The organism is Dokdonella fugitiva, assembly GCF_004342425.1.
GTDB lineage: Bacteria > Pseudomonadota > Gammaproteobacteria > Xanthomonadales > Rhodanobacteraceae > Dokdonella_A > Dokdonella_A fugitiva.
Map to the genome: position 1 here is coordinate 100,231 of NZ_SLWQ01000003.1, position 24,749 is coordinate 124,979.

At 69.8% G+C, this 24,749-nt stretch carries 23 protein-coding genes and 1 tRNA gene; 18 read left to right on the forward strand and 6 right to left on the reverse strand.

The window, feature by feature from the left end; all coding sequences use genetic code 11:
* The first annotated feature begins 9 nt into the window (after positions 1–9).
* The 5 genes from EV148_RS07300 to EV148_RS07320 all read left to right on the forward strand — a co-directional run bounded on the left by EV148_RS07300 (position 10) and on the right by EV148_RS07320 (position 6,255).
* Positions 10–1,587, forward strand: a complete 1,578-nt coding sequence (locus EV148_RS07300) for a glycosyltransferase family 2 protein (RefSeq protein ID WP_158287362.1) — start codon at positions 10–12, stop codon at positions 1,585–1,587.
* Positions 1,584–2,624 carry a GDP-mannose 4,6-dehydratase gene (locus EV148_RS07305; protein WP_158287363.1) on the forward strand — a complete coding sequence of 347 codons (1,041 nt, stop codon included), beginning with the start codon at positions 1,584–1,586 and terminating at the stop codon, positions 2,622–2,624. The genes EV148_RS07300 and EV148_RS07305 overlap by 4 nt, the downstream gene beginning before the upstream one ends.
* A 115-nt stretch (positions 2,625–2,739) precedes the next feature.
* Entirely contained in the window at positions 2,740–3,888 is a 1,149-nt protein-coding gene (locus EV148_RS07310) for a glycosyltransferase family 4 protein (RefSeq protein ID WP_131995823.1), read from the forward strand.
* A gap of 28 nt (positions 3,889–3,916) precedes the next feature.
* Positions 3,917–5,293, forward strand: coding sequence for a S1C family serine protease (locus tag EV148_RS07315; protein WP_131995826.1), 1,377 nt, complete (start codon positions 3,917–3,919; stop codon positions 5,291–5,293).
* The gene (locus EV148_RS07320) at positions 5,281–6,255 is read left to right on the forward strand and encodes an FHA domain-containing protein (RefSeq protein WP_131995829.1); all 975 of its coding nucleotides are present in this window, start codon (positions 5,281–5,283) and stop codon (positions 6,253–6,255) included. Before EV148_RS07315 ends, EV148_RS07320 begins: the two co-directional genes overlap by 13 nt.
* An 89-nt stretch (positions 6,256–6,344) precedes the next feature.
* Here the strand turns inward: EV148_RS07320 and EV148_RS07325 are convergent, their stop codons facing one another.
* The 3 genes from EV148_RS07325 to EV148_RS07335 all read right to left on the reverse strand — a co-directional run bounded on the left by EV148_RS07325 (position 6,345) and on the right by EV148_RS07335 (position 10,410).
* Positions 6,345–9,038 (reverse strand): C25 family cysteine peptidase, encoded by a 2,694-nt coding sequence (locus EV148_RS07325; protein ID WP_131995832.1) that lies wholly within the window; start codon positions 9,036–9,038, stop codon positions 6,345–6,347.
* A gap of 83 nt (positions 9,039–9,121) precedes the next feature.
* Positions 9,122–9,883 carry a M90 family metallopeptidase gene (locus EV148_RS07330; RefSeq protein ID WP_131995835.1) on the reverse strand — a complete coding sequence of 254 codons (762 nt, stop codon included), beginning with the start codon at positions 9,881–9,883 and terminating at the stop codon, positions 9,122–9,124.
* A gap of 152 nt (positions 9,884–10,035) precedes the next feature.
* On the reverse strand, positions 10,036–10,410 hold the full coding sequence (locus tag EV148_RS07335; RefSeq protein WP_131995838.1) for a hypothetical protein: 375 nt from the start codon (positions 10,408–10,410) through the stop codon (positions 10,036–10,038).
* Positions 10,411–10,672: 262 nt separating this feature from the next.
* On the opposite strand from EV148_RS07335, the gene EV148_RS07340 reads away from it, so the two are divergent.
* The 11 genes from EV148_RS07340 (at position 10,673) to EV148_RS07395 (ending at position 18,709) form a co-directional block, all read left to right on the forward strand.
* The gene (locus EV148_RS07340; RefSeq protein ID WP_425479850.1) at positions 10,673–11,683 is read left to right on the forward strand and encodes a biotin--[acetyl-CoA-carboxylase] ligase; all 1,011 of its coding nucleotides are present in this window, start codon (positions 10,673–10,675) and stop codon (positions 11,681–11,683) included.
* On the forward strand, positions 11,680–12,429 hold the full coding sequence (locus EV148_RS07345; RefSeq protein WP_131995844.1) for a type III pantothenate kinase: 750 nt from the start codon (positions 11,680–11,682) through the stop codon (positions 12,427–12,429). The genes EV148_RS07340 and EV148_RS07345 overlap by 4 nt, the downstream gene beginning before the upstream one ends.
* A 73-nt stretch (positions 12,430–12,502) precedes the next feature.
* Positions 12,503–13,168 (forward strand): SPOR domain-containing protein, encoded by a 666-nt coding sequence (locus tag EV148_RS07350; RefSeq protein WP_158287364.1) that lies wholly within the window; start codon positions 12,503–12,505, stop codon positions 13,166–13,168.
* Positions 13,169–13,246: 78 nt separating this feature from the next.
* A tRNA-Thr gene (locus tag EV148_RS07355) sits at positions 13,247–13,322 on the forward strand.
* A gap of 177 nt (positions 13,323–13,499) precedes the next feature.
* On the forward strand, positions 13,500–14,726 hold the full coding sequence (locus EV148_RS07360) for a tyrosine-type recombinase/integrase (RefSeq protein ID WP_131995850.1): 1,227 nt from the start codon (positions 13,500–13,502) through the stop codon (positions 14,724–14,726).
* Positions 14,723–15,067 carry a hypothetical protein gene (locus tag EV148_RS07365; RefSeq protein WP_131995853.1) on the forward strand — a complete coding sequence of 115 codons (345 nt, stop codon included), beginning with the start codon at positions 14,723–14,725 and terminating at the stop codon, positions 15,065–15,067. Before EV148_RS07360 ends, EV148_RS07365 begins: the two co-directional genes overlap by 4 nt.
* Positions 15,064–15,600, forward strand: coding sequence for a hypothetical protein (locus EV148_RS07370; RefSeq protein WP_131995856.1), 537 nt, complete (start codon positions 15,064–15,066; stop codon positions 15,598–15,600). Before EV148_RS07365 ends, EV148_RS07370 begins: the two co-directional genes overlap by 4 nt.
* 242 nt (positions 15,601–15,842) lie before the next feature.
* Positions 15,843–16,400: a hypothetical protein gene (locus EV148_RS18645; RefSeq protein ID WP_199222746.1), complete on the forward strand. Its 558-nt coding sequence runs from the start codon at positions 15,843–15,845 to the stop codon at positions 16,398–16,400.
* Positions 16,390–17,709: a DUF3631 domain-containing protein gene (locus EV148_RS07385; RefSeq protein ID WP_199222734.1), complete on the forward strand. Its 1,320-nt coding sequence runs from the start codon at positions 16,390–16,392 to the stop codon at positions 17,707–17,709. Before EV148_RS18645 ends, EV148_RS07385 begins: the two co-directional genes overlap by 11 nt.
* Positions 17,706–18,230, forward strand: coding sequence for a TubC N-terminal docking domain-related protein (locus EV148_RS07390; RefSeq protein WP_131995865.1), 525 nt, complete (start codon positions 17,706–17,708; stop codon positions 18,228–18,230). Before EV148_RS07385 ends, EV148_RS07390 begins: the two co-directional genes overlap by 4 nt.
* Positions 18,227–18,709: a hypothetical protein gene (locus EV148_RS07395; RefSeq protein WP_199222735.1), complete on the forward strand. Its 483-nt coding sequence runs from the start codon at positions 18,227–18,229 to the stop codon at positions 18,707–18,709. Before EV148_RS07390 ends, EV148_RS07395 begins: the two co-directional genes overlap by 4 nt.
* Here the strand turns inward: EV148_RS07395 and EV148_RS07400 are convergent.
* A complete protein-coding gene (locus EV148_RS07400; RefSeq protein WP_131995868.1) occupies positions 18,706–19,269 on the reverse strand; it encodes a hypothetical protein in 564 nt (187 codons plus the stop codon). The two genes, EV148_RS07395 and EV148_RS07400, sit on opposite strands and share 4 nt — an antisense overlap.
* Positions 19,270–19,705: 436 nt before the next feature.
* Here EV148_RS07400 and EV148_RS07405 point away from each other — a divergent pair, with 436 nt between their 5' ends.
* Positions 19,706–20,566 (forward strand): protein-disulfide reductase DsbD domain-containing protein, encoded by an 861-nt coding sequence (locus EV148_RS07405; RefSeq protein WP_158287365.1) that lies wholly within the window; start codon positions 19,706–19,708, stop codon positions 20,564–20,566.
* 39 nt (positions 20,567–20,605) lie between these two features.
* On the forward strand, positions 20,606–21,211 hold the full coding sequence (locus EV148_RS07410; protein ID WP_131995874.1) for a redoxin domain-containing protein: 606 nt from the start codon (positions 20,606–20,608) through the stop codon (positions 21,209–21,211).
* Between the two features lie 48 nt (positions 21,212–21,259).
* Here EV148_RS07410 and EV148_RS07415 read toward each other — a convergent pair whose 3' ends face one another.
* Both EV148_RS07415 and EV148_RS07420 read right to left on the reverse strand, forming a co-directional pair.
* On the reverse strand, positions 21,260–22,030 hold the full coding sequence (locus EV148_RS07415) for a glycine zipper 2TM domain-containing protein (RefSeq protein ID WP_199222736.1): 771 nt from the start codon (positions 22,028–22,030) through the stop codon (positions 21,260–21,262).
* A 376-nt stretch (positions 22,031–22,406) separates the two neighbouring features.
* Positions 22,407–24,731: a Tex family protein gene (locus tag EV148_RS07420; protein ID WP_131995877.1), complete on the reverse strand. Its 2,325-nt coding sequence runs from the start codon at positions 24,729–24,731 to the stop codon at positions 22,407–22,409.
* Positions 24,732–24,749: the final 18 nt, after the last annotated feature.

Consider the following 24,749-nt stretch of genomic DNA (forward strand, 5'->3'; position numbering starts at 1 on the left):
GCGCGCCTGATGTTCGGCCTGCTGCGCCGCGCGAAGCCGGTGCTCCTGGCGCCATTGCTCGAGCTGCGATGGGACGGCCGCGAATTGCGCGCCACGTGCACGCCGGGCGCGCTCGCCGACATCGCGCTCGATCTGGACGGCTGCTATTTCACGAGCGTCGCCGTCGATGCGGAGGGCCGCGCGCACTGCGCGTTCCCGTTCGCACCGTCCGGCACCGACGCGGTCGAACTGTTGCTGCGCGCAGGACGCGACGGCGCGGCACTGGTCGCCGGCCCGCTGCGCCTGCATTTCGGCAGGCCCGGCCTCGCCACCGCGTCCGCAGGTGCGCGTCGTGCGTCGCTCGCGCCGCTGGCGGCCTCGTGCCTCGTACCGTTCGGCCGCGATGTCTGCGCGCGCGAGGTCGTCGTCGTGGTACCCGTGCACGACGCGCCCGAACTCGTCGAGCGCTGCCTCGCCGCGCTGCGCGCGCACCTCGACGCCGCGACGCGCGTGATCGTCATCGACGACGCCAGTCGCGACGACGCGATCGGCCCGCTGCTCGAGCGCGCCGCCGGCTTCGCCCGCGTGTTGCGCAACGACGTCAACCGTGGCTTCACGGCGACCGCGAATCGCGGCATCGCCGAAGCCGGCCGCGCCGACGTGGTGCTGCTCAATGCCGATACCGAAGTCGGGCCCAACTGGCTCGCCGGCCTGCGCCGCGCCGCGTACGCGGCCGACGACATCGCCAGCGCGACCGCGGTGTCCGACAACGCGGGCGCGTTCTCGGTACCCGAACTCGAGCAGTACAACCCGTTGCCGCCCGGCTGGACGACCGAACACGCGGCCCGGGCGGCGTGGCAATGGGCGGGCCTCGCCTATCCGCAACTGCCGACCGGCAATGGTTTTTGCATGTACCTGCGCCGCGATGCGCTCGACGCGGTCGGCGTGCTCGACGAAGCCGCGTTCCCGCAGGGGTACGGCGAGGAGAACGACTGGAGCCAGCGCGCCGCGCAGCGTGGCCTGCGCCACGTGGTCGCCGGCAACGTGTTCGTACGCCATGCGCGCAGCGCGAGCTTCGGCGAGGAGCGGCGCATCGCGCTCGGTCGCGCCGGCATGGCGATCCTGCGCGAGCGATGGCCGCGCTACGAAAGCGACGTTGCGCGCACCTTGCACTCGTACGAACGCCGCGTGCTCGACTGGCGCGTGCGGCGCATCCACGCCGACGCGCGCGGCGGGCGTGCGCCGCTGCAGCGCCTGCTCTGGGTCGGCCCGGGCGCGCCGGCTTGGGGCGACGCCGAAGTTTGGACCCTGCGCGCGAACCGCACGCGCAACGAACTCGTCCACGCGGGCAGGATCGTCGCCGCGAGCGAGTGGGTCGCGCGCGACCCGGAGCCGTCGTATCGCACGCTGTGGGACTGGCTGCAGCTCCACGCGATCGAGGCGCTGCTCGTCACCGAGCCGCGCGATACGGTCGTGGAGATCCTCTGCGGCCTGCTCGGCATCGCGCGCGTGCGCGTCGCCGAACCGCTCGCCGGGACTGCCGCCGCCGCGCTGCGCACGGCAGAATGGCTGCCCCACGCGCGCCTGCCCGACGACCCCGCCCCATGAATGCGATCCGACGTGCCCTCGTCACTGGCATCAGCGGCCAGGACGGTGCGCTGCTCGCCGCGCGCCTGCTCGCCGCGGGCGGCGAGGTCGTCGGCACGCACCGGCCGGGCGGCGACGCCGCCGGCTGGCGCCTGCGCGAACTCGGCCTCGCGGGACACGCGCGCCTGCGCATGGCCGCGCTCGATCCGCGCGACCGCGACGCCTGCGCGCGGCTCGTCGCCGCCGTGCAGCCGGACGCCGTGTTCCACTGCGCGGGGCAATCACGCGTCGCCGACTCGTTCCGCGACCCGCTCGGCAGCGCGGACGCCAATGGCACGAGCACGCTGAACCTGCTCGAGGCCGTGCGCGCGCACGCGCCGGCCGCGCACTTGGTGCTCGCCGCGAGCGCGGAGATCTTCGGCGCCCCGGCGACCGCGCCGCAGGACGAATCGACGCCGCTCGCGGCGCGCACGCCGTACGGGTTGTCGAAGCTGCATGCGCATGCGGCGGTCGGCACCTGGCGCGCGAGCTACGGCCTGCGCGCGTCCAGCGCGATCCTGTTCAACCACGAATCGGAGCTGCGCGACGAGGCGTTCGTCACGCGCAAGCTGAGCCGCGCGGTCGCGCGCATCGCGCTCGGCCGCGCCGCGGACGTCGCGCTCGGCAACCTCGACGCACGCCGTGACTTCGGCTACGCGCCCGACTACGTCGCCGCGATGGTCGCGATGGCCGCGCGCGCCGAGCCGGGCGATTACGTGCTCGCGACCGGCGTGGCGGCGAGCATCCGCGATTTCGCCACGGCCGCGTTCGCGGCCGCCGGCATCGCCCTCGACTGGACCGGCGACGGCCTCGCCGAAGTCGGCCTCGAGCGCGGCAGCGGCGCCGCACGCGTGCGCGTCGACGCGGCGTTCTTCCGCCCCGTCGACGCGCCGCTGCTGGTCGGCGACGCGGGCAAGGCACGACGCGACCTCGGCTTCACCCCGAGCGTCGACCTCGCCGGCCTCGCCCGCCGCATGGTCGAAGCCGACCTCGCCCGCGAACGCGCCGCTTCGACATGAAGCGAAAGCCTGAAACGCGGAGGACGCGGGGAAGAGCTTCCGGGGCTGTTCCTCCGTTTGCTCCGTGTGCTTCGTGTTTCCATCTTGTCTTTTCCGGCCGAGGCGCGGGCAACGCATGCGGGTGATCTTCAATGTCGATGCGATCACCGCGCCGCTGACCGGGATCGGGCGCTATGCGCTCGAGCTCGCGCGCGGGCTCGCGCGACACGAGGCGATCGAGGCGCTGCGGCTGTACTCGGCCTACCAATGGGTCGATGATCCGGAGCACGCTCTCGGTGCGAACCGCACGATCGCGGCGGTGCGGCGCCACGTGCCGTTCAAGAGCGCGGCGCTCGAACTGTACACGCGCATGCGCTCGGGCCTGTTCCGCCTGCACACGCGCGGCATGCGCGGCTGGCTGCTGCACACGCCGAACTACGTGCTGATGCCGTTCGACGGCGTGTCGCTGACGACCGTGCACGACCTGTCCTGGCTCAACCATCCCGAAACGCATCCGCCCGAACGCGTGCGCTTCCTCGAGCGGCACCTGCCGCGTTCGCTGGAGCAGGCGGCGGCGGTCATCACCGACTCGCGCTTCATCGCCGACGAGATCGTCGCGCGGCTCGGCGTGCCGCGGGCCAAGTTGCGCGTCGTGCCGCTCGGCGTCGACGCCGCGTACCGGCCGCGGCCGCGTGCCGGGTGCGCGGCCGCGCTCGCGCGTCACGGCCTCGACGGCCTCGACTACCTGCTCGTCGTCGCGACCCAGGAGCCGCGCAAGAACCTCGCGCGCCTCGCGCGTGCGTACGCGGCGCTGCCGCCGGCATTGCGTCGGCGCCATCCGCTCGTCGTGGCCGGTGCGCGGGGCTGGCTCAACGCGGAGCTCGAACGCGCGCTCGCGCCGCTCGAGGCGGCCGGCGAGGCGCGGCGGCTCGGTTACGTCGACGAGGCGGAGCTGCCGCTGCTGTATGCGGCCGCACATGCCTTCGCATTCCCGTCGCTGTACGAGGGTTTCGGCCTGCCCGTGCTCGAAGCACTCGCGAGCGGCGTGCCGGTGCTGACGTCGGCCGGTTCGTCGCTGGCCGAGATCGTGCGCGGCGACGACGGCGACGTCGCGATCTGCGTCGATCCACTCGACGAGAGCGCGTTGCGCGACGGCCTCGCGCGCCTGCTCGAGGACGAAGGCTGGCGCGCGCGCGTCGCCGGCGCGGGCATCCGGCGCGCGGCCGGCTTCGGCTGGGCGCGTTGCGTCGAGGAGACGGTCGCGGTCTATCGTGAGGTGCTATAGGCTGCGACCCTCATGCTGGGAGTCGCCGATGGATCGTGAATGCCTGCGGCGCCTGCTCTTCGCGTTGCTGTGCGTGTTCCAGTCCGGAATCGCGTCGGCGCAACCGGAGCCGGCGCCATACCCGATGCCGCCCGCGGCGGTCGTCGCCGCGCCGGCCGACGCGCCGGTATCCGCCGCCGCCGAGCGCGTCTACGCGCAGGTGCGCCCGAGCCTGCTGCAGGTGCGCACGCTCGTCGCGGCCGCGGGACGGCAGTCGTCGATCGGCTCGGGCTTCCTCGTCGGCGCCGACGGGCTCGCGGTCACGAACTACCACGTCGTCTCGCAGTACGCGCTCGAGCCGAAGACCTACCGCCTCGAGTTCAAGCGTCCGGACGGCAGCGAAGGCACGCTCGCGCTGCTCGCGATCGACATCGCCAACGACCTCGCCATCGTGCGCCTCGACGGCGCGGGCCTGCCGCACCTCGACTTCGATCCACGCGCGGTGGAAGGCGAGCTGCCGCGCGGCGAACGCGCCTACGCGATGGGCAATCCGCTCGATCTCGGCTTCACGATCGTCGAAGGCACGTGGAACGGCCTGGTCGAGCGCAGCTACAACGAACGCGTGCACTTCACCGGCGCGATCAATCCGGGCATGAGCGGCGGCCCCGCGGTCGATGCGAATGGCCGCGTCGTCGGCGTCAACGTCGCCAAGCGCCTCGACGGCGAACTCGTGAGCTTCCTCGTGCCGGCGCGCCGCGCGGCCGCGCTGGTCGAGCGCGCGCGCAGCCATCCGCCGATCGGCATCGATGCCGTGCGCGAGGAAATCGATCGCCAGCTGCTCGACTGGCAGGCCGGCTTCTACGGCGCGCTCGTCGCCAAGGGCTGGCGCGCGACGCCGTTCGGCCCGTACCAGGCGCCGGAGAGCGAAGCACCGTGGTTCAACTGCTGGGCGCAGACGAATGCGGAGAAGGCGCCCAGGCCGCGCGCGCAAGTGGACGGCGCGACCTGCAGCACGCCGAGCGCGCTGTTCGTCGCCGAAGACATCCAGAGCGGCAGCGCGCAGTTCAGCCACGCCTACGTGCGCAGCACCGAACTCGATTCGTTCCAGTTCGCGACCTTCGTGTCGCAGCTGCCGATCTTCCGTTCCGCGGGCATGACCGGCGCCTGGCAGCGCAAGCGCCTGACGCGGCCCGAGTGCGAGGAGCGCTTCGTCGCCGCCTCGCCGACGGCCCCTGCGCTGCATGCGATCTGGTGCGCGCGCGCCTATCGTGACTTCGCCGACCTCTACGACGTCGCGTTGACCGTGGTCACGCAGGACCGCGACCGCGAGGCGCTCGTCTCGCGCCTGGTCGTGCAGGGCATCGCCTACGACAACGCGCTGACTCTCGGCCGCCGCTTCCTGGAGGGCGTTGCATGGACGAAGTGACCTGGATCGAGGTGCTGCCGCGCCACCGCGAGCACGGCCTGCGCCAGCGCATCGGCGCGAACGTGCTCACCATCGGCCGCGCCTGGGACAACGACGTCGTGCTCGACGATCCGCACGTCGCCGCGCACCACCTGCGCCTCGAGCGTGGCGACGACGGCACCTGGACCGCGCACGACCTCGGCAGCATCAACGGCATGCAGGTTGAAGGCGAGCGCGGCCGTCGCGATCGCGTCATGTTCGCGCCGAATACGACCCTGCAGGTCGGCCACAGCCTCGTGCGCCTGCATCGCGGCGACGAGGATGTCGCGCCGGAGGTCCCGCTGCAGCGACGCTCGCCATGGCCGGTCGCGCTCGTGCTCGTCGCGCTCGTCGTGCTGATCGAGCTCGCCGAGTTCTGGCGCGGCGATACCGGTGAACCGAAGCCGATCCGCTACGTCACGGTATCGCTCGCCCTCGCCAGCGTACTCGCGCTGTGGACGGCCGCCTGGGCGCTCGTCTCGCGCCTGTTCGCCGGCCATGCGCGCTTCGGCGCGCACCTGTTCGTCGCCGCCGCGGGCGTGCTCGCCTACAGCCTGTACGACCCGGCGTGCGAACTGCTCGCGTTCGCGCTGTCGTGGCCGCGGCTCGCGTTGTACGCCTGGGCCGGCGCGTGGATCGCGCTCGCCGCGACCTGCTTCGCGCACCTGCGCGTCGTCGGCAACAAGCGCCTGCGCCTGAAGGCGATCGTCGTCGGCGCGCTCGCGACGCTGGCGATCGCCACGCAGGCGTTCACGCTCGCCGACCGGCGTGCGGACTTCGGCCAGCCGGTCGTGCTGGAACGCCTCGCGCCGCCATGGCTGCGGCTTGCTCCGTCGCGCGAGCCGGCGGCGTTCTTCGAAGGCGCGGCCGCACTGAAGGCACGCCTCGACGACGCGCGCAGCGAGGAACCGGCGGACGACGACGGCGCGTCGATGCCCGACTGACGTTTTTCGCGGGTCGTTGTCCGGCGCGGTGCCCGTCGCGAGGGTGAGCCGAGGCCACCCTGCGCGCGACGCTCCGCGGCGTGGTCGCCTCAGCGCGCGGGGCCGTCGAAATCGAGGATCGCGATCGTGTCGTCGTGCCGCTTCGAAGGGTTCGCGGGGCGCCACCACTGCTTCCACGCGGCCGCGAAACGCGCGACCAGCGACGGCGACGACGCGCGCACGAGGTCGGTACCACCGACCGCATCGCGGCCGCTCGCCGGCGCGGCGGCGTAGATGCGCACCTGGGTCGCCTCGCCCGCGACCGCCGCCGGGACGGGCAGGCGGAAGCGTGGCTCGTGCACGCGATGCGTCGACGACGCGAGGCGCGTGCCGTCGGCGGCGAGCCAGTCGACCGCGACCTCGCCGCCGAACGCGGACTGGCCGAGGTCGACGAGCACGCCCGGGTTCCAGCGGTCGTCGTCGAACGTGGCGACGAGGGCGTCGTGCGGGCGCTCGAGCACGACCGCCGGATCGCCGAGCAGGTTGTACATCTCCACGAGCACGCGATCGGTCGAACGCTGCTTCGCGCGCACGATCGCTTCGCCGATCGTCGCGCCAGGCTCCAGCAACTGCGCGATGACGTCCTTGCTGAACGCCGGCGACGGCGAGTTGCGCCAGGACGCGGCGAACACCGCGATCGCGCCCTTGTCCTTCTCGCGCAGGAAGCGCTCGCCGATCGAATCCTCGGTCGGGTTGTCGAACGGCGCGGAATAGCAGGTCATCGACAGCACCATCGGCAGGCGCGCGCCGTTGCCGAGTTTCGACACGTCGTCGAGCGTGAAGAGGTCATTGTTCTTGCGCAGGTCCGGCGGGCCGGTGCGCCAGATGTAGCGCCCGCCGTGGCCGATGAAATGCACGAGCAGGCGGCCGGCGTCGATGCCGTCGTGGATAGCGCGCTGGTGCACCGCGTTCTCGGTGATGTCCGGCTTGGCGTAGACCTTGTCGGCGAGGAAACCTTCCTTGCCGAGCGCACCGGCGATTTCGTCGGATGCGCGCTGGAACGTCTCGATCTCGTCGGCGATGAACATCACGTCGCGACGCCAGGCGCCGAGCTGCGGCTTGGACAGGTAGGCGATCGTCTTGTCGACGATCGCGGTCACTTCCTCGGGCTCGACCACCGGGAAGCGGCCGACCGCGACGACCGGATGCCAGTCGTCGCCGTCGACCGCGCCGAACCAGTTGTCGCTCGCCGACTGGCCTTCCGGCGACGGGTATTGCCAGGTCGGGATGAGGTTGCGGTCGGCGAGCTTCTTCGGCGCGTTCGCGTACGTGCCGCCGGGCACGGCGCCGAAATGGCCCGGGTAGAGCAGCTCGCGGTCGGTCCATTTGGCGTAGGCGAGATCGTTGTACGTCTCGTGGCGGATGTCGAAGCTCGAGTCGCCGACGAGGAGCAGGAACCGCGGCTTCGACGGCCAGCGGTGCCACGCGGCGTCGACGAGGTTGCGGATCGCCTGCGGGTGGGTGATGCCGTTGTTGTACTGGTCGTACACGCTGTCGATGTCGAGCACGGCGACCGAAAGCCCGCGCTGGCGATGGAAGTCGGCGAGCGGTTGGATCGCGTCGAGCAGGCGCGGATGGGCGACGACGAGGTAGTCGTAGCCTTGCGTCGGCGCGCGCCATTGCGCACCGTGCACCGGACGCAGGAACACGGGCCGGGCCAGTGTGGCCGCGGTCGCCGGCAGCAACTCGACGCCGGCCGGCGCGGGTGCATAGGCATGGCGACGCGCGCCCGCGGCGCGGGGCAGGCGCAGCACGCCGTCCTCGCCGTACAGCGCGGGCGCTTCGCCGTTGCCGGTGGCGAGCTGCAGCGCCGCGCCGGCGTCGGCGCGGACCGACAGCGGTCCGGCATTCGCCTCGAGGTCGCCTGCGGCCGGATAGCGTGCCTCGAGGTAGTTGAACATCACGACGTCGACCGCGGTCTGCGACGGTGCCCAGGGCAGCGCGCGCTTGGGCACGCGCATGACGAGCACGTTGTCGCGCGCCTTCAGTCGCGCGGCCGGCAGCACGATCTCGCGCCGGACCTCGTCACGGCCGTTCCACTGCTGCGCGGCGAGCGGCGTGCCGTTGAGCACGAGTTCGAGCACGTGGTCGTCGATCGCGGCCGACGTGTCCTTGCCCTTGCGCGAGCGCGGCAGTTCCGACAGGCCGCGGAAGGCGAGCGCAAGCCGCGCCTCGCCACCGCGCGCATCGAGGTCGGCGAGGTCGAACCGCAGCTCGAACGGTTGTGGATCGACATGGGTCAGCTTCGCCCATTGCCAGACGTCGGGCTCCTCGCCCGGCTTCTGCTGGGTCTGGTCGAGCCGGATCATGAGGTTTTCCTGCTCGAGGTGGACGCGCCGCTCGAGCGTGGCGCGGCCCTCGCCGTGCGCCTCGGCGACGCGCATGCGCGCGTGCGGGCCGGCGCTGGCGCCGAGCACGTAGACGTTGTTCACGCTGTACGGGTCGAACCAGCTTTCCGGCCCGTGCAGGCGCCGGCCGATCCATTCGATGCGATCGCCGTCGGCGAAGCGGGCGCCGCGCGCGACGACGTGCAGCGGCACGTCCTTGCCGGCCTCGCGCAGCCAGAGGTCGTCCGCGGCGCAGTCGGCCAGGCCCGGCTGGGCGGCGACGATCGCGGCGTGGTCGAGCGCGTACACGCCGGCCTGCTCGAGTTCGATGTGCAGCTCGCCTTCGCAGGCGGAGGCAGCGAGCGGAACGAGCGCGAGGATGGTCGCGAGCGGGCGCAGGAAGGTCTTGATGGGCATGACGGGGTTCGCGGAACGACGCCCGCGCATACGAATCGAAAACGCGGCAGGCTACCGGTCGGACCGCGCGGCTGCAACCAAGTTCACGCCGTTTCGCCGCCGTAGTAGCGCGCGAGCAGCGCTGCCACCGCAGGTTCGGCGCGCGCGAGCCCGGCGGGGTCGGAGAAATGCAGCTCGCTGACGACCGCGAAGTACTCGTCCGCGCTTTCCGTCGCGTACGGGTCGATGAAGGTATCGCGCCCGCGTTCGGCCGCGCGCACGAGGCGGTCGTAGCCGGCCTGCATCGCCTCGATCCATTCGCGTCGCGCGATCGATCGTGGCAGCGCCGGCACGCCGTTCATCGCGCCGTCGAGCAGGTCGAGCTTGTGCGCGATCTCGTGCGCGACGACGTTGAAGCCGTCGAACGGGTGGGCGAGGTCGGTCGCGACGTCCGCCCACGACAGGATCAGAGGACCGCGTTCCCACGCTTCGCCGATGAGCACGTCCTCGCCCTCGGTCACCACGCCGCTGTGCTCGTCGTGGTGCTCGCGCTTCACGCGGAACTCGCCCGGATAGACGATCACTTCGCGCCAGCCGGCGAGCGCGCCGTGGCCGAGGCGCAGCACCGGCAGGCACGCCAGCGCGGCGATCGCGAGCGCATGCGACGGCTCGAGCACGTGGCCACCCGCCGCGCTGAACGACTTGCGTGCGAGGAACCACTCCGCGAGCGCGCGCAACGCGAGCCGATCGGCAGCGTCGAGGCGGGCGAACAGGGCGGACGATGCGACCAGGGCGTCCCAGTCGGCGTCGGCGATGCGTGCGGGAGGCTGCAGCGCGCGGCGCAGCCGGGTCAGCCAGCCGTGCATCGGCACGTTTTCGCGTGCGTCCGGGGACCTGCGTCGAACGCGGTCAAGGCGCCTGATCCCGCGTCATCGATCATCCATGGCCCACGGATGAAGGTGGCAGATCCCGTGTCGCCGACCATGCATGGCCTGCGCGGGATGAATCCATCCTGGATTCACTTGATTGCGCCGGGGACCAGTGACTGCCAGCGGTAGCTCGGCCGCTTCGGCGTCGCCGCGGCGGGTGCGGACGGGTCGCCGCCGGCGATCGGCTTGGGCAGCGGATCGGGCGGTTGCGGTACCGCGCTTTCGTCGTTTTCGCTCTGCGTCGCGCGCGGCGTCGCGTCGCTGCCGCGCAGCGCGCGCGCGCCGGTCGAACCGCCCGAACCGCCGCCCGTATCGATGCGCTCGACCACGGTCGGGCATGTCTTCGAATCGACCCCGTTGAGGGCGAGCAGGCCGGCGCCGCGCAGCGGCGCGCTTTGCGCGAACGCGCCCGTGGCGGTCAGGGAACAGCCGAGGGCGGCGAGGAGGATGACGGTCTTGTTCATGGTACGGTTCCCTGGCGGCGCGGCCGAAGGAAGCCGCAATGCTCGCACGATCCGGTGGCCGACTCCAGTCGGCACGTCCTCGCGGGTAGCACGAGGCGTGCCAGTGCCTTTCGGCACGGTCGCAGCGCGCCCGCCGCCCGTTCGCCCGTGTCCGCCGGACACGGGCGGACACGCGCGGACAGTCGGCCGGACGGCACCGCCGACGGGTTCCCGCGCGGGTGGCCGCCGCCGCTACACTGCAGCTTCGACCGACCATCGACCGATTCGCGTGGCCGCATCCCGTCCGAGCCGCTCCTCCACTGCCATCGAGCCGAGCGCGCGCGCGGTGCTGGCCGAACTCGGCGCGCACGGCGCGATTTCCGGTGCCGCGCTCGCCGGGCGCCTCGGTGTCTCGCGCGCGGCGGTCTGGAAACAGGTCGAACGCCTGCGCGCGGCCGGTATCGCGATCGAGGCGCAGGCCGGCAGCGGCTATCGCCTCGATGCACCGCTCGAACTGCTCGATGCGGCGACCTTGCGCCGCGCGCTCGCGCCCTCGACGCAGGTCGGCGACCTCGCCGTGCACTGGCAGCTGGATTCGACCAGCAGCGAGCTGCTGCGCCGCGCCGCGGACGACCCGCGCGACCGGCTCGTCTGCCTCGCCGAAATTCAGACCGCCGGCCGCGGCCGGCGTGGCCGCCGCTGGCACACGCCGCCCGGCGGTGGCATCGCGCTGTCGTTGCTCAAGCGCTTCGACGCGGGCATGGCGGCGCTCGCCGGGCTCAGCCTCGCCGTCGGCGTCGCGGCGGTCGACGCGCTCGCCGCGTGCGGCATCGGTGAAATCGCGTTGAAGTGGCCGAACGATCTCGTCGCGCGCGGCGCGAAGCTCGGCGGCATCCTCGTCGAACTCGGCGGCGATGCGCTCGGCCCCTGCCATGCGGTGATCGGGCTCGGCATCAACCTGCGCCTCGGCGCGGCCGCCGCGGCGATCGACCAGGCGGCGATCGATCTCGCCACGCTCGCGCCGGAGCCGTCGCGCACGCGGGTCGTCGCGAGCCTAGTCGACCACCTCGTCGCCGCACTCGATCGTTTCGAGGCGCAGGGCTTCGCCGCGTTCGCCGATGCCTACGCGCGCCACGACGCGCTGCACGGGCGCGAGGTCGACGTCGTGCGTGGCGCCGAGCGCCGCCAGGGCATCGCGCGCGGCATCGATGCGCGTGGCGCCCTGCGCGTCGCGTTCGCCGGCGGCGAGGAAACCGTCGATGCCGGCGAAGTGAGCCTGCGGGTGCGTGCATGAAGCTGCTCGTCGACGTCGGCAACACGCGCCTGAAATGGGCGAGCATCGGCGCCGACGGCCAGCTGCGACCGGGCGGCGTGTTCGCGCACGCGGACGGCTCGCTCGTCGCCGAACTGCGTCGCGAATGGGGCGGTCTCGCGCGCGTCCAATCCGCCTGGGTCGCCAGCGTCGTGGCGAGCGTGCGCGAGCAGGAACTCGCCGCGTTCGTGCGCGAGCGCTTCGGCCTCGGCGTGCAGTTCGTGCGCAGTCCGGCCGCCGCGCTCGGCGTGCGCAACGCGTACGCGGAGCCGGAACGGCTCGGTGTCGACCGCTTCCTCGCGCTCGCCGCCGCGCACGCGCGCGCGGCGCGGCTGCAGGTGCTCGTCAGCGTCGGCACGGCGCTCACCGTCGACGCGCTCGATGCCGGTGGTAACCATCTCGGCGGCCTCATCGTCGCGAGTCCGCTGGCGATGCGCCAGGCGATCGTCGCGGGTACGGCGCGCGTCGACGCCAGCGGCGGCCAGCTGCGCGAACGACCACGCTCCACCGCCGACGCGGTCGTCACCGGTTCGCTGTACGCGGCCGCCGGCGCGATCGAGCGCTTCCGCGCGAGCCTCGTGCCGCCGGGCGAGCCGCTGCCGCCGCTGCTGCTCGGCGGCGGCGGCGCCGACGAACTCGAACCGCTGCTGGCGCCGGTCGAGCGCGTGCACGACCTCGTGCTGCATGGCCTCGCATTGTGGGCGCGCGACGTTTCGCCGGGCACGTAGCGCGCGGCTCGACGCGCCGCGAACCCGGGCGACTCGACTAGAATCGTCGCGATCACCGACCCGAACGCCGCCCATGTTCGTCCGCGCCTTGTTCATGCTCCTGCTCGCGCTGAATATCGGTGGCGCGTGCTGGCTCGCGTTCGCCAACCGCCCGCCCGCGGACGTCGCGCCGGCGACCGACCCCGGCGTGCCGCGGCTGGAGCTGCTCGCCGAACGCGACGGCGACGACCACGCGGAACTCGCGAGCGCGCCGGAGAGCCCGGCCGACCTCGCCAACGACCAGTGCCGTCGGTTCGGCCCGTTCCCGACGCAGGCCGATGCACGCGCGGCGATGACCGCGCTGACGCCACTGACCAAGCGCATCCGCGTGCGCGAGGAGCACGCGACGCAGACGCGCGGCTACTGGGTCTACCTGCCCGCGATGCCGACGCGCGAGCAGGCGCTCGCGACCGCGCGCGCGCTCGCCGCGAAGAGCGTGCACGACTACTACGTCGTCACCGCCGGCGACCAGCAGAACACGATCTCGCTCGGTCTGTTCCGCGACCAGGGCAACGCCGAACGTCGCCGCGCGGAAATCGCCGCGCTCGGCTTCTCGCCGAAGGTCAACACGCGCACCGAGGACCTTCCCGTCTACTGGCTCGACTTCGCGCTCGCCGGCGCCGAACCGCCCGACCTCGCCAGCCGCGTCGCCGGCGCGCACGAAGCGCATCTCGAAGCGACGCGCTGCCAGGCCTACTAGGCCTGCCTTCCACTGCGCCGCCCCGCGCTCCCACCGCCGCCGGCCGCGCGGGACGATGCTGCTAGAATCCGCCACCGTGCCGCTTTAGCTCAGTTGGTAGAGCAACCGCCTTGTAAGCGGTAGGTCATCCGTTCGAGTCGGATAAGCGGCACCACAATAGAGTCCGACAGCATCCGCATGCATCCAATGAACCCCGCAAATCGCGGGGTTTTTTGTGCCAGACCATCCGCCAACGTCCAATCGAGTCCGCTTGAATCCGGGGGCATCTGGGGGAACAATCGGGGGCATCCGCTGCCCCTGCTGGGGGCACAAATCGCGTCGCGAGGACTGCATGGCCACCAAGCAATTGACCGCTATCGCTGCCACGAAAGCGAAGCCTCGTGAGAAGCCCTATCGTCTCGCTGCAGGCAGTGGTCTGTATCTCGAAATCATGCCGACCGGCGCGAAGTACTGGCGCTGGAAGTACCGCTATGCGGGCAAGGAGAAGCGCCTGGCGCTCGGCGTGTTCCCCGAGGTGCCGCTGGCCGAAGCGACCGACCTGCGCGACAAGGCGCGCGCCGCATTGCGCGATGGCCGCGATCCGGCAGCCGAGCGTCGCGAACGTAAGCTTGCTGTACGCGCTGCACTCGGGAGCAGTTTCGAGATCGTCGCGCGGGAGTGGCTGTCGAAGCAGACGCACATGGCGACTACGACGTTCGACAAGGCCCAGCGTGAACTGGAAGTGCATGCGTTCCCGTGGATCGGCAAGCGGCCCATTGGCGAGATCATTGCTTCGGAGCTGTTGTCGATGCTCCGCCGCGTCGAGGAGCGAGGAAAGCTCGAAACCGCCCAGCGCGTGAAGCAGCGGTGCGGGCAGATTTTTCGCTATGCCGTGGCCACAGACCGTGCGGAGCGCGACCCTACGGCCGATCTGCGCGGCGCACTGGCGACGCCGAAGAAGCAGCACCGGGCGGCCATTACCGATCCCGCGCGCGTCGGCGAGCTGCTGCGCGCGATCGATGGCTACAGCGGGAGCTTCATTACGCTGTGCGCCCTACGGTTGTCCCCACTCGTGTTCGCGCGGCCGGGCGAGATTCGCAGGGCGGAGTGGTCGGAGATCGATCTGGAGCGTGCGGAATGGCGCATACCTGCGGCCAAGATGAAGATGCGTGAAGCTCATGTCGTGCCGCTGGCGCCGCAAGCAGTGGCGATTCTGGCCGACTTGAGGCCGCTTACGGGGGGCCGTCGATATGTATTCCCGGGCGTGACGGACCCGAAGGGGTGCATGTCGGAAAACACCATCAACGCGGCGCTTCGCCGGATGGGCTACGACAAAGCCGAGATGACCGCGCACGGGTTCCGCGCGATGGCGTCCACGCGTCTCAACGAGCTGGGGTATCCGCCCGACGTGATCGAGCGCCAGCTTGCGCACGCCGAAAGGAATAAGGTGCGAGCCGCCTACAACAGAGCGCAACACATGGACGCACGTCGAAAGATGATGCAGGCGTGGGCTGAGTACCTTGATGCTCTGCGCACGGGCGCTCGGATTATCCCGATCAATCGCGAGGCGCGGAGATGAAGGCGATCGTTCACGCGGCGTACTGGGTCGGAATTGCTGTGGCTGGCGCTGCAGGATTTCTTCTTTCCACGCAAACGCGCACCTATAGCGATTGCATCCTGGGTCACGTGAGGCCCGGTATGGGCGTCGAGGTCGCAAAAATCGTCGAAGCCGCGTGCGCCGGGAAATTTCCGACTGAATCTTCGTTGCTCGGCTTTCGCGAGCCACCCACGCCGGGAACACACTATTTGCGTAACGGCTCGTGGGTGCCTCCACTAACGGATGACGAAGGCACCGGCGAGCAGCCTCGAAGCGACAAGCAGGTTGGGGCGCAGGGTCCGGCGAGGAACTCGACCGAATGAAAAGAAGAGCTTCTTCGCAGCGAAAGGGCGACGCTATAACGCCAGACATGGTGCAAGCTATTTCAGATGGGGTTGTACAAGAGCGCAAGGTTCTGAAAACGCTGTCGGGGAACAAGCGGCGACACTATGAAATTGCGCGGGACGCGCAGTTGTTTGCTGCGATCGATCGCACCGACCCGATCGGAACGGCGCGATATCTCGTGGCAGTCGCTATGCGGTTGCAGGACAACGAGCCGCTTGGTGGCGACGTCCGGAATTGGCTGGCCAAAGCCATCATTGAAACGGCCTTGAACCCAAGACACGCTGCTGCGGCATTCGGCCTCGTTCATAAGCCCAATCGCCCACGTGGTGAGGCGGATTACCGCGCGTCACGTATAGCCGCTCGTATCAAAGAGCTATCGGATGCCGGAAGGCCGATCGGGCTTGGAAGCTCAGCTTCGGCGATTGCGAAGGCCGCTGAGGAATTCGGCGTTTCTGAGGCGGTAGCCGAGAAAGCCTGGAAAAACTGGCCAAGTATACGGAAAGGGAAGTAAGTCGGTGCACTTCCGTCCCTAGGCGTCGCCTGTGCGATAGCTCAGGATCGCCGCCGTCCGGTCCACCGACGACCGATACAGGACGGCATCATGAAATACGAATCGTCGCTGCCCGAAACGGGCTATTTGCGTCTTCCCCAAGTTTTGCGAGTTGTTCCCGTCTCTCGGTCCACCTGGTGGCAGGGAGTGCGGTCTGGCCGCTATCCCCAACCGACAAGGGCACTGGGCACCCGCATCACAGCATGGTCTGTCGAATCGATACGGGCGCTAATCGAGAACTGCGCGCCGAAAGCGGAAGGGTGACGACCATGCGGGGCCCCTCCGGAATCGACGTGGAGGTGAGCGCGCCGGTGCGTTGCGCAACTCCTCTCGACGTAGTGCTGTGCCGCCTCGTTGGTGCGCGACCCTCCGCCAATGGCTGGCGCGCGGACTGTCCAGTCGGCCATTCTTCGCGCGGCTCGCTGTCCATTTGCGAGCGCGACGACGGCGCAGTGATGCTCCACTGCTTCGCTGGATGCTCCGCTGCCGATGTCGTGGCCTCCGCCGGCCTGACGCTGGCGAACCTGTTCCCAAGCCGTCCCCGCAACGATTCTCCCGAAGACCGCCGCGCTGCACGCGCCGCGTTCCGTTCGGCCGCTTGGGGCGCGGCTCTTGGCGTGCTGGCGATGGAATCGACCGTCATCGAGATCGCCGCGGAAACGATCGCGCGCGGTGAGCCGATGACGCCGGACGACATGGGCCGCGTGCACCTCGCGACAAACCGCATCCGCGACGCACGCGAGGTTCTGCATGGCCGCTAATCCGCACGTGAGCCGCGTAGAAGCGGAAGCCGAGCGGCGGCTTTCGATGCTCGAAACCGCGAAGCGCAACCCGAGGCCGTTGCCGCGCGTGGCGGTCGCCACGCCGACGCTGCCCGCGAACGATTCCGGCGAAAAGGTGCTGGCGGACGTGACCGCTTTCCTGCGCCGGTTCGTCGCTTACCCGAACGAGCACGCGCACGCCGCGCACGCGCTCTGGATCGCGCACACGCACTTGATGGACATGTGGGATTCCACGCCGCGCCTCGCGTTCCTCTCACCGGAGCCGGGTTCCGGCAAGTCTCGCGCGCTGGAAGTGACCGCGCTACTGGTGCCGCACCCGGTCGAAGCGGTGAACGTCACGCCTGCCTACCTGTTCCGCAAGGTCGGATCGGACGAAGGCCGCCCGACGATCCTCTATGACGAAATCGACACCGTATTCGGCCCGAAGGCCAAGGAGAACGAGGAAATCCGCGGCCTGTTGAACGCGGGGCATCGCAAGCACTCCAAAGCCGGGCGCTGCGTCGTGCGTGGAAAGGAAGTGTTCACGGAGGAAATCCCGGCGTACTGCGCGGTCGCACTCGCGGGACTCGGGGACTTGCCGGATACGATCCTGACGCGCGCCGTGATCGTGCGCATGCGCCGCCGCGCGCCATCCGAAACCGTGGAGCCGTACCGCCACCGCGTCCATAGTGCCGAAGGCGACGCCTTGGCCGTGCGTCTCGCCGCATGGATGGAATTGGTTGGCCCTCGCATTCAGTGGCCGGAACTGCCCGACGGGATCAATGATCGCGACGCGGATGTGTGGGAACCGCTGATCGCGGTCGCGGACGCGGCGGGCGGGGACTGGCCGAAGCGCGCACGTGCTTCCGCTGTCGCGCTGCTGGCGGACGCGAAACGCAGCGCGCCGAGCTTGGGGATTCAGTTGTTGGCGGACCTGCGCCGCGTGTTCGGCGAAGATGACGCCCTGACCACTCAAGCGGTACTGGATGGCCTGTGCGCGATCGAGGAAAGCCCTTGGGGTGACCTGCGCGGGAAGCCGCTGGATAACCGCGGCCTGAGTCATCGTTTGCGCCCGTATGGGATCGCATCGCGCACGCTGCGCGTCGGCAGCACGACGGCGAAAGGCTACCGCCGCACCGACCTGCACGACGCTTGGGAGCGTTACCTGCCTGCCTCTCTCCCGCAACCCGATAGCGCCGTAACAAGGGTAACTGCGGTAACAACGCCGCCCACTGTTACGGATGTTACGGATGTTTCGCAGTTGGACGGTAACGGGGGAGACGATTCCGAGGAGGCAACCGAGGTATGAGCGCCACGGCCGAAACCATGATCCGCGATCTTTCCGCGCGTGGCGTTCGCCTCTCGCGCAACGGCGAGAACCTGCGCATTGTCGCGCCGCGCGGCACACTTACGCCGGAGCTTCGCCAGACGCTTACGGAAGCGAAGCCAGCAATCCTTGCAGCGCTCACGACGGGCGAACTGCGCGCGAAGCTGGAAAGCCTTGCGTTTGCTGAAGGCGTTGGCACCGTCATCGTGCGGGAACTGCCCACAGCGGGCTTGGAAGCCTGCGCGGAGCTGTCGGACGATGTGCTGCGCGCCTATGTCCGCGCGCTGCGCGATTCCGACCTACGCGAGCGCGGCTCCGTGCCGTCGCACGAAACCGCGGCGATTCGCTGCATGCACTGTGGCCCCGTTTACGCCGCGCCAGAAGTTGCACGGGTGCTGCCCGTAGTCCGCAATTTGCCGACGGCTGCCGGTTGCCCGTGGTGCCATGTGCGGGCACGCCACAATATTCCTCGGCCGAGAATCAGCATTGGAACAGGGCGATGATTGAACTCAAGAAAGGCCGTCCATCGAATTACGAGCCTTGGATGCCTCGCGTAGCCGAGCGGATGTACGAGATTGGTGCGACAAACGCAGACGTCGCGTACGCACTCAACCGCGCGGAATCGACCATACGGGCTTGGTTGCAAGATCACGCGGATTTTTCGGCGGTCCTAAAGCGAAAGGGGCTAGCCGACGCGGAGGTGGAGCGCGCGCTCTTTCGACGCGCGACGGGCTATACGACGGGTCAGGGGGTGCACATTCCTGGTCATCCTACGGCACAGATTTTCTGGCTAAAAAACCGTCAACGGTCGAAATGGCGCGATAAACAAGAGGTCGAGCATTGCGGTGCTACCCGAGCAGTTCCAAGCCCTGAGGCCATTGCGGACGAACTCGTCGTCGCGGCACGTGCGAATCCCACCTTGAACCCTGCAATTCGAGCTTGGGCACAAAGCCTCATCGCACGTTTGGAGAGCAGCGGCTAGGCGAAGCCGTCGGCGTATATCCGGTCGTAGCTCGAAGACAAAAGGATGTAGGTGAGCGTCGCACTCGTGGCCCCGAAGCCTTGCCCGCAATTGCCGGTCGAATAGACGCGCAACTGCAGCTGATATGAGCCAGGCGCAAGGGTCAGCGGCGTAGCGCTCGGGTCGACAGGATTCGAGCTGGCGTGCATGACACCTTGGACGACAATCGGAGGCCGCGTTTGTTGCTCTTGGCCTGATTGCCACGCCTGGAATCCGTTTTCGATGGTGCCGAGCACGGGCATGTTGGCTCCGCGCGTTATGGCTGCATACGCGCCCGCTGAATGCGCTCCGGTACTCACGCTCACGACGACGAAGATGCGCGAATCCACGCCAACTTCGACCGGTAGCGTGGTGAGCACCCCTGCCGCGAGGGTTCCATCGCCCGGGCAAACCGGCGTCCCGTTGGTTACCGTCTTTGATTCACCGAAGGGCGCAGCTGCGACGGCGAGCGGCAGAAGTACTTGCGTCGCAAGTACAGCTTGAATCACGACCCTCACCATCGTTCCGTGCATGGCATTCATCCCCTCGTTTTCGGCCCGCAGTCTACGCTTCTCGACTTGACGCAGTAGGGGGCATAATCGGGGGCATGGCACCGTAGTAGTTATGTCGTGGAGCCTGTAAAACAGTTACTTACCGCATCTTTAAGGGTCGGATAAGCGCACCAATCCCCTCCATCCGGCGCAATGAAGGCGGGGCACTTCGTAGGCGCAACGCTCGCCGGTCAATCTTCCGGCCGGACGAGATCGCGCGGGCGAATGCCCGCGCGACCGACGTCCAGACCGCATGGAGGAGCAGTGTCGGTGGAACACGAAGCCGGACGCCCAGGGCGCGAAGCTTCAGTTTCCCATTCTCCATCTCCATACTTCGGCTTGGCGTTCGCGGCACCTCTGTCGCGCGACGTTGCGCCCGGCTAACGCATCATCGTCTACCGTGCGCAGATCCGAGGAGCCGGTGCCGATGCGATTCCCGTATACCTTCCCGCCCTTGTTCCATCGCGCGGTGTTCGCACTCGCGTACGCCTCGCCCGCGTGCGCGGCCGACGAAACGGCGTTCGAGCCTGTGCGGGCGGAACTCGTCGCCGAACACGTGGCGCTCGTGCCGGGCGGGACGTCATCGCTCGGCGTGCACCTGCGCCACGCGCCGCACTGGCACAGCTACTGGATCAATCCAGGTGATTCGGGCCTGCCGACGACGCTCGCGTGGTCGCTGCCGGCCGGGTACACGGCGGGCGAGGTCGAGTGGCCGGTGCCGAAGCGGTTCGACGTCGGTGGGCTTCACAACATCGGTTACGAAGGCGACGTGCTGTTGCCGGTCGCGCTGAAGGTGCCGGCCGATGCAGTGGCCGGATCGAATGCGCCTCTCGCCGTGACCGTGAAGTGGCTCGCCTGCCGCGAGGAGTGCATCCCGGGCAAGGCGACGCTCTCGCTCGAGCTGCCCGTCGCGCGTGAAATGCCTCGCCCCGATGCGCGCGTCGCCGCTGCGTTCACCACGGCGCGGCTCGCGCAGCCGCAGGCGAGTGCGTGGAGTGGCAGTGCCCACGACGGCGGCGCGCGCATCGCCGTGCGCCTCGCCGGTGCCGGCCTGCCGTCCATGTCGGCCAGGCTCGATGCGTTCGTCGTTCAGCGCAAGGTGGTCGGCAACGCGCCGCCTTCGATCCGCCGCGACGGCGATGCGCTGCTGATCGAAGCGGCGCGCAGCGAATACTTCACCCGGGCGCCCGTGGACCTCGATCTCGTCGTCACGACGACCGACGGCCCCGCGCCGCGCGGCTGGCACGTGCGCGTGCCGTACGCGGCCGGAACCGCGCCCGCGAACTGAGGTCCCAGAACCCGTACCGGCATTGCATCGGAGTCCGCGATGAAATCGATGTTCCTGTTCGCGTTGTCGTGCACCGTCGCCACGCCGCTGTGGGCCAAGCCCGTCGTCGGCGCACCCGCACCCGCGTTCAGCGTGGTCGACAGCCACGGAAGGACGCACACGCTCGCCGATTACAAGGGCAGGACCGTCGTACTCGAGTGGTCCAATCCCGACTGCCCGTTCGTGCGCAAGCACTATGGCGCCGGCAACCTGCAGAAGCAGCAGGCCGATGCGGCCGCGCAGGGCGTGGTCTGGCTCACGATCAATTCCGGCGCGCCCGGCAAGCAGGGCCACTTCGACGCGGCCGGCGCGAATGCATGGATTGCCAGGGTCGGCGGCAAGGCGAACGCATACCTGCTCGATCCGGACGGCAGGATGGGCCATGCGTACGATGCGAAGACGACGCCGCACCTCTACGTCATCGACGGCCATGGCGTGCTGCGCTACATGGGCGGCATCGACTCGATCCAGAGCGCCGATGCCGACGACGTCGCGAAGGCGACGCAGTACGTGCCGCTCGCGCTCGCGGAGCTCGCCGCGGGCAAGCCGGTCAGCGTGCCGACGTCGGAACCGTACGGCTGCTCGGTCAAGTACGGCGCGCCCTGACGACATCGGCGCAGCGCCGTTCGCGAGAACGCGAGCGGCCCGCTGCGCCTACTCGATGCCGCGTACCGGCAGTTCGACGCGCTCGCCCGGGTCGTGGTCGAGGCGCACCTGGTGCGTCTGGCCGAGGTATTCGTAGACGACGTCGTAAGCGAGGTCCTCGACCGGTTCCTTGACCGTGCGGCAGCGCCGTTCGGTCGTCGTGTAGGTGTCGCGATCCTGCTGGCGCTGCTGGATCTTCTTGCCCGCGTAGCCGCCGCCGACCGCACCGGCGACGGTGGCGAGATCGCGCCCGCGTCCGCCGCCAACCTGGTGGCCGATCACGCCGCCCGCGACCGCGCCGATCACGGTGCCGGCGATCTGCCGGTCGTCCTTCGGGCGGCGCTTGTGCACGACGCGCTCGTCACGGCATTCCTCGCGTTCACGCGTCGTGGTCTGCTTGACCGGTTGCACGCTGATCACGTTCGCGTAATGCGGTGCGGCGGTGCTGCCGGGATCCTGCGAGCGTGCAGGCGGAGCGTCCGCGCCGTCGCGCGCGGGCGCCGCGGCCAGTTCGGCACGTGCGGACGGCGCCGGCACGGCCGCCGTATCCGCATCGGGCGGGCCGGCGTCGCCTGCGGAGGGCAGGCTGCCGCGCGGTGCGGAGATCATCTCGCGCGCGGTGAGTCCTTCGCGCGGTGGCGCATCCGTCGATGCCTGCGTGGGCGCACTCGCGGCGGGCGCGTCGCTGGTGCCGGTGGCCGCCGGCTTCTCGCTGCAGCCCGCGAGCGCGACGGCGGCGGCGATCGCGATCGGCAAGCCGGTTTTCGTGTGGATGTTCATGATGGCGATCCGAATCGTGTAACCCGCGACAGTCTACGGCGGCCCTTCGCGTGATCGACCCGTAGGCGGATTCCCGTTCGGTTCGCGCTCAGGTTGAGATTGGGCGGTAAAGCTGGACCGCGGAGCGCACCGAACACACGGAGCGGACAGAATCCGAAAGCGCGCCTTCCCCGTGTGCGCCGCGATCGCGCACACCACGAAGTTCCGTTCGCGTCGAGCGAAGCTGCGCAGCCAGCGCATTGAACGCGCCCGCGGCACGGCGTTCGACTCCGGCCCGCGGCCTGCGCTCAGGGTGAACGGATGAGGATGTCTCGCATGGTCGCCTTCTCCGGGGCGGAAGCCGCGATGCCCCCAGCCCTCGGCCCCCGGCGGTCCCTCAGCCCTTGCGCGCCCGCGCGAACGCATCCGCGAACGCACTGTTCGTCGGCGCGGGCGCGCCCGGTGGCTTGCGTGCGGAGCCGTCGCGGCGCGCGTTCCGCTCGCCGCCGCCGCGTTCGTCGCGCGCAGGGCGTGCGCCGCGTGCTTCGCCGGGCACGTCGTCGAGGCGCATGCTGAGCGCGATGCGCTGGCGCTGCAGGTCGACTTCCATGACCTTGACCTTGACGATGTCGCCCGCCTTCACCGCTTCGCGCGGATCGCGCACGAACGTGCGCGACAGCGCGGAAACATGCACGAGACCGTCCTGGTGCACGCCGATGTCGACGAACGCGCCGAATGCGGCGACGTTGGTGACGCGGCCTTCGAGCACCATGCCGACGACGAGGTCCTTGAGGTCCTCGACGCCGTCGGCGAACGCGGGCGCGACGAAGCTCGGGCGCGGGTCGCGGCCGGGCTTCTCGAGCTCGCGGATGATGTCGCGCACGGTCGGCACGCCGAAACGTTCGTCGACGTAGTCTTCGGCGCGCAGGCTGCGCAGGAACGCGCCGTCGCCGATCACCTGCTTCACCTCGCGGCCGCAGCGCGCGAGGATGCGTTCGACCACCGGATACGCTTCCGGGTGGACGCCGCCTGCGTCGAGCGGGTTGTCGCCGTGCGGGATGCGCAGGAAGCCGGCCGCCTGCTCGAACGCCTTGTCGCCGAGGCGCGGCACCTTCTTCAGCGCCATGCGCGTCGCGAACGCGCCATGCTCATCCCGGTATTTGACGATATTCTCGGCGACGCTGCCGCTGAGGCCGGCGACGCGCGCGAGCAGCGGCGCCGAGGCGGTGTTGACGTCGACGCCGACCGCGTTGACGCAGTCCTCGACCTTCGCATCGAGTGCACGCGCGAGCCGCGCCTGGTTGACGTCGTGCTGGTACTGGCCGACGCCGATCGCCTTCGGCTCGATCTTCACGAGTTCGGCGAGCGGGTCCTGCAGGCGCCGCGCGATCGACACCGCGCCGCGCAGCGACACGTCGAGCGTCGGGAATTCCTTCGCCGCGGTCTCCGACGCCGAATACACCGATGCCCCCGCTTCGCTGACGACGATCTTGGCGATCTTCGCGCGCTCGCCGAGCTTCCTGATCATTTCACCGGCGAGCTTGTCGGTCTCGCGCGAGGCGGTGCCGTTGCCGATCGCGATGAGCTCGACGCCGTGTTTGAGGCACAGCGCGCCGAGCTCGGCGATCGACTCGTTCCACTGCCGCCGCGGCTCGTGCGGATACACGGTCGTCGTCGCGAGCAGCTTGCCGGTCGCGTCGACCACCGCGACCTTGACGCCGGTGCGGATGCCAGGGTCGAGGCCCATGACCGCCTTCGGTCCTGCGGGCGCGGCGAGCAGGAGGTCCTTGAGGTTGTCGCCGAACACGCGTATCGCTTCTTCCTCGGCCGCTTCGCGCGCACGCGAGAAGAGGTCGAGCGTGAGCGAGAGGTGCAGCTTCACGCGCCAGGCGAGGCGACAGGTCTCGAGCAGCCACGCATCGGCCGCGCGCCCGCGCGCGGCGATGCCCGCGTGCGCGGCGACGCGCGCTTCCGCTTCGGCGTGGCCCTGCTCCGCTTCCGCGGTCGGCGCGAGTTCGAGCGCGAGCACGCCTTCGTTGCGCGCGCGCATGAGCGCGAGGAGGCGGTGTGAAGGGATCTTCGCGATCGGCTCGGCATGGTCGAAGTAGTCGCGGAACTTCGCGCCTTCGTTCTCCTTGCCCTCGACGACCTTGGCGCGGATCTGGCCCTTGTCCCAGATCCATGCGCGCAGGCCGCCGACGAGGGTGGCGTCTTCCGCGAACGTCTCCATGAGGATCTGGCGCGCGCCGTCGAGTGCCGCCTTCACGTCGGGCACGCCCTTGCCCGCGTCGACGTACGCGGCCGCGCGCACTTCCGGTGCGATGGTCGGATCCTCGCGCAGGCCGAGCGCGAGCGGCTCGAGGCCGGCTTCGCGTGCGATCTGCGCCTTGGTGCGGCGCTTGGGCTTGTACGGGAGGTAGAGGTCCTCGAGGCGCGCCTTGGTATCGGCTTCGAGGATCTGCGCCCTCAGCACATCGTCGAGCTTGCCCTGCTCCTCGATGCTCGCGAGGATCGCCGCGCGCCGGTCCTCGAGTTCACGCAGGTAACCGAGCCGCTCCTCGAGCAGGCGCAGCTGAGTGTCGTCGAGCCCGCCGGTGGCTTCCTTGCGGTAGCGCGCGATGAACGGCACGGTCGCGCCGCCGTCCAGGAGTTCCACCGCGGCCTTCACCTGCGCCGGTTGCGCGGCGATGTCGGCGGCGATGCGTTGTTCGATGCTCAGCATGGATCGTCCTGTGTCGCG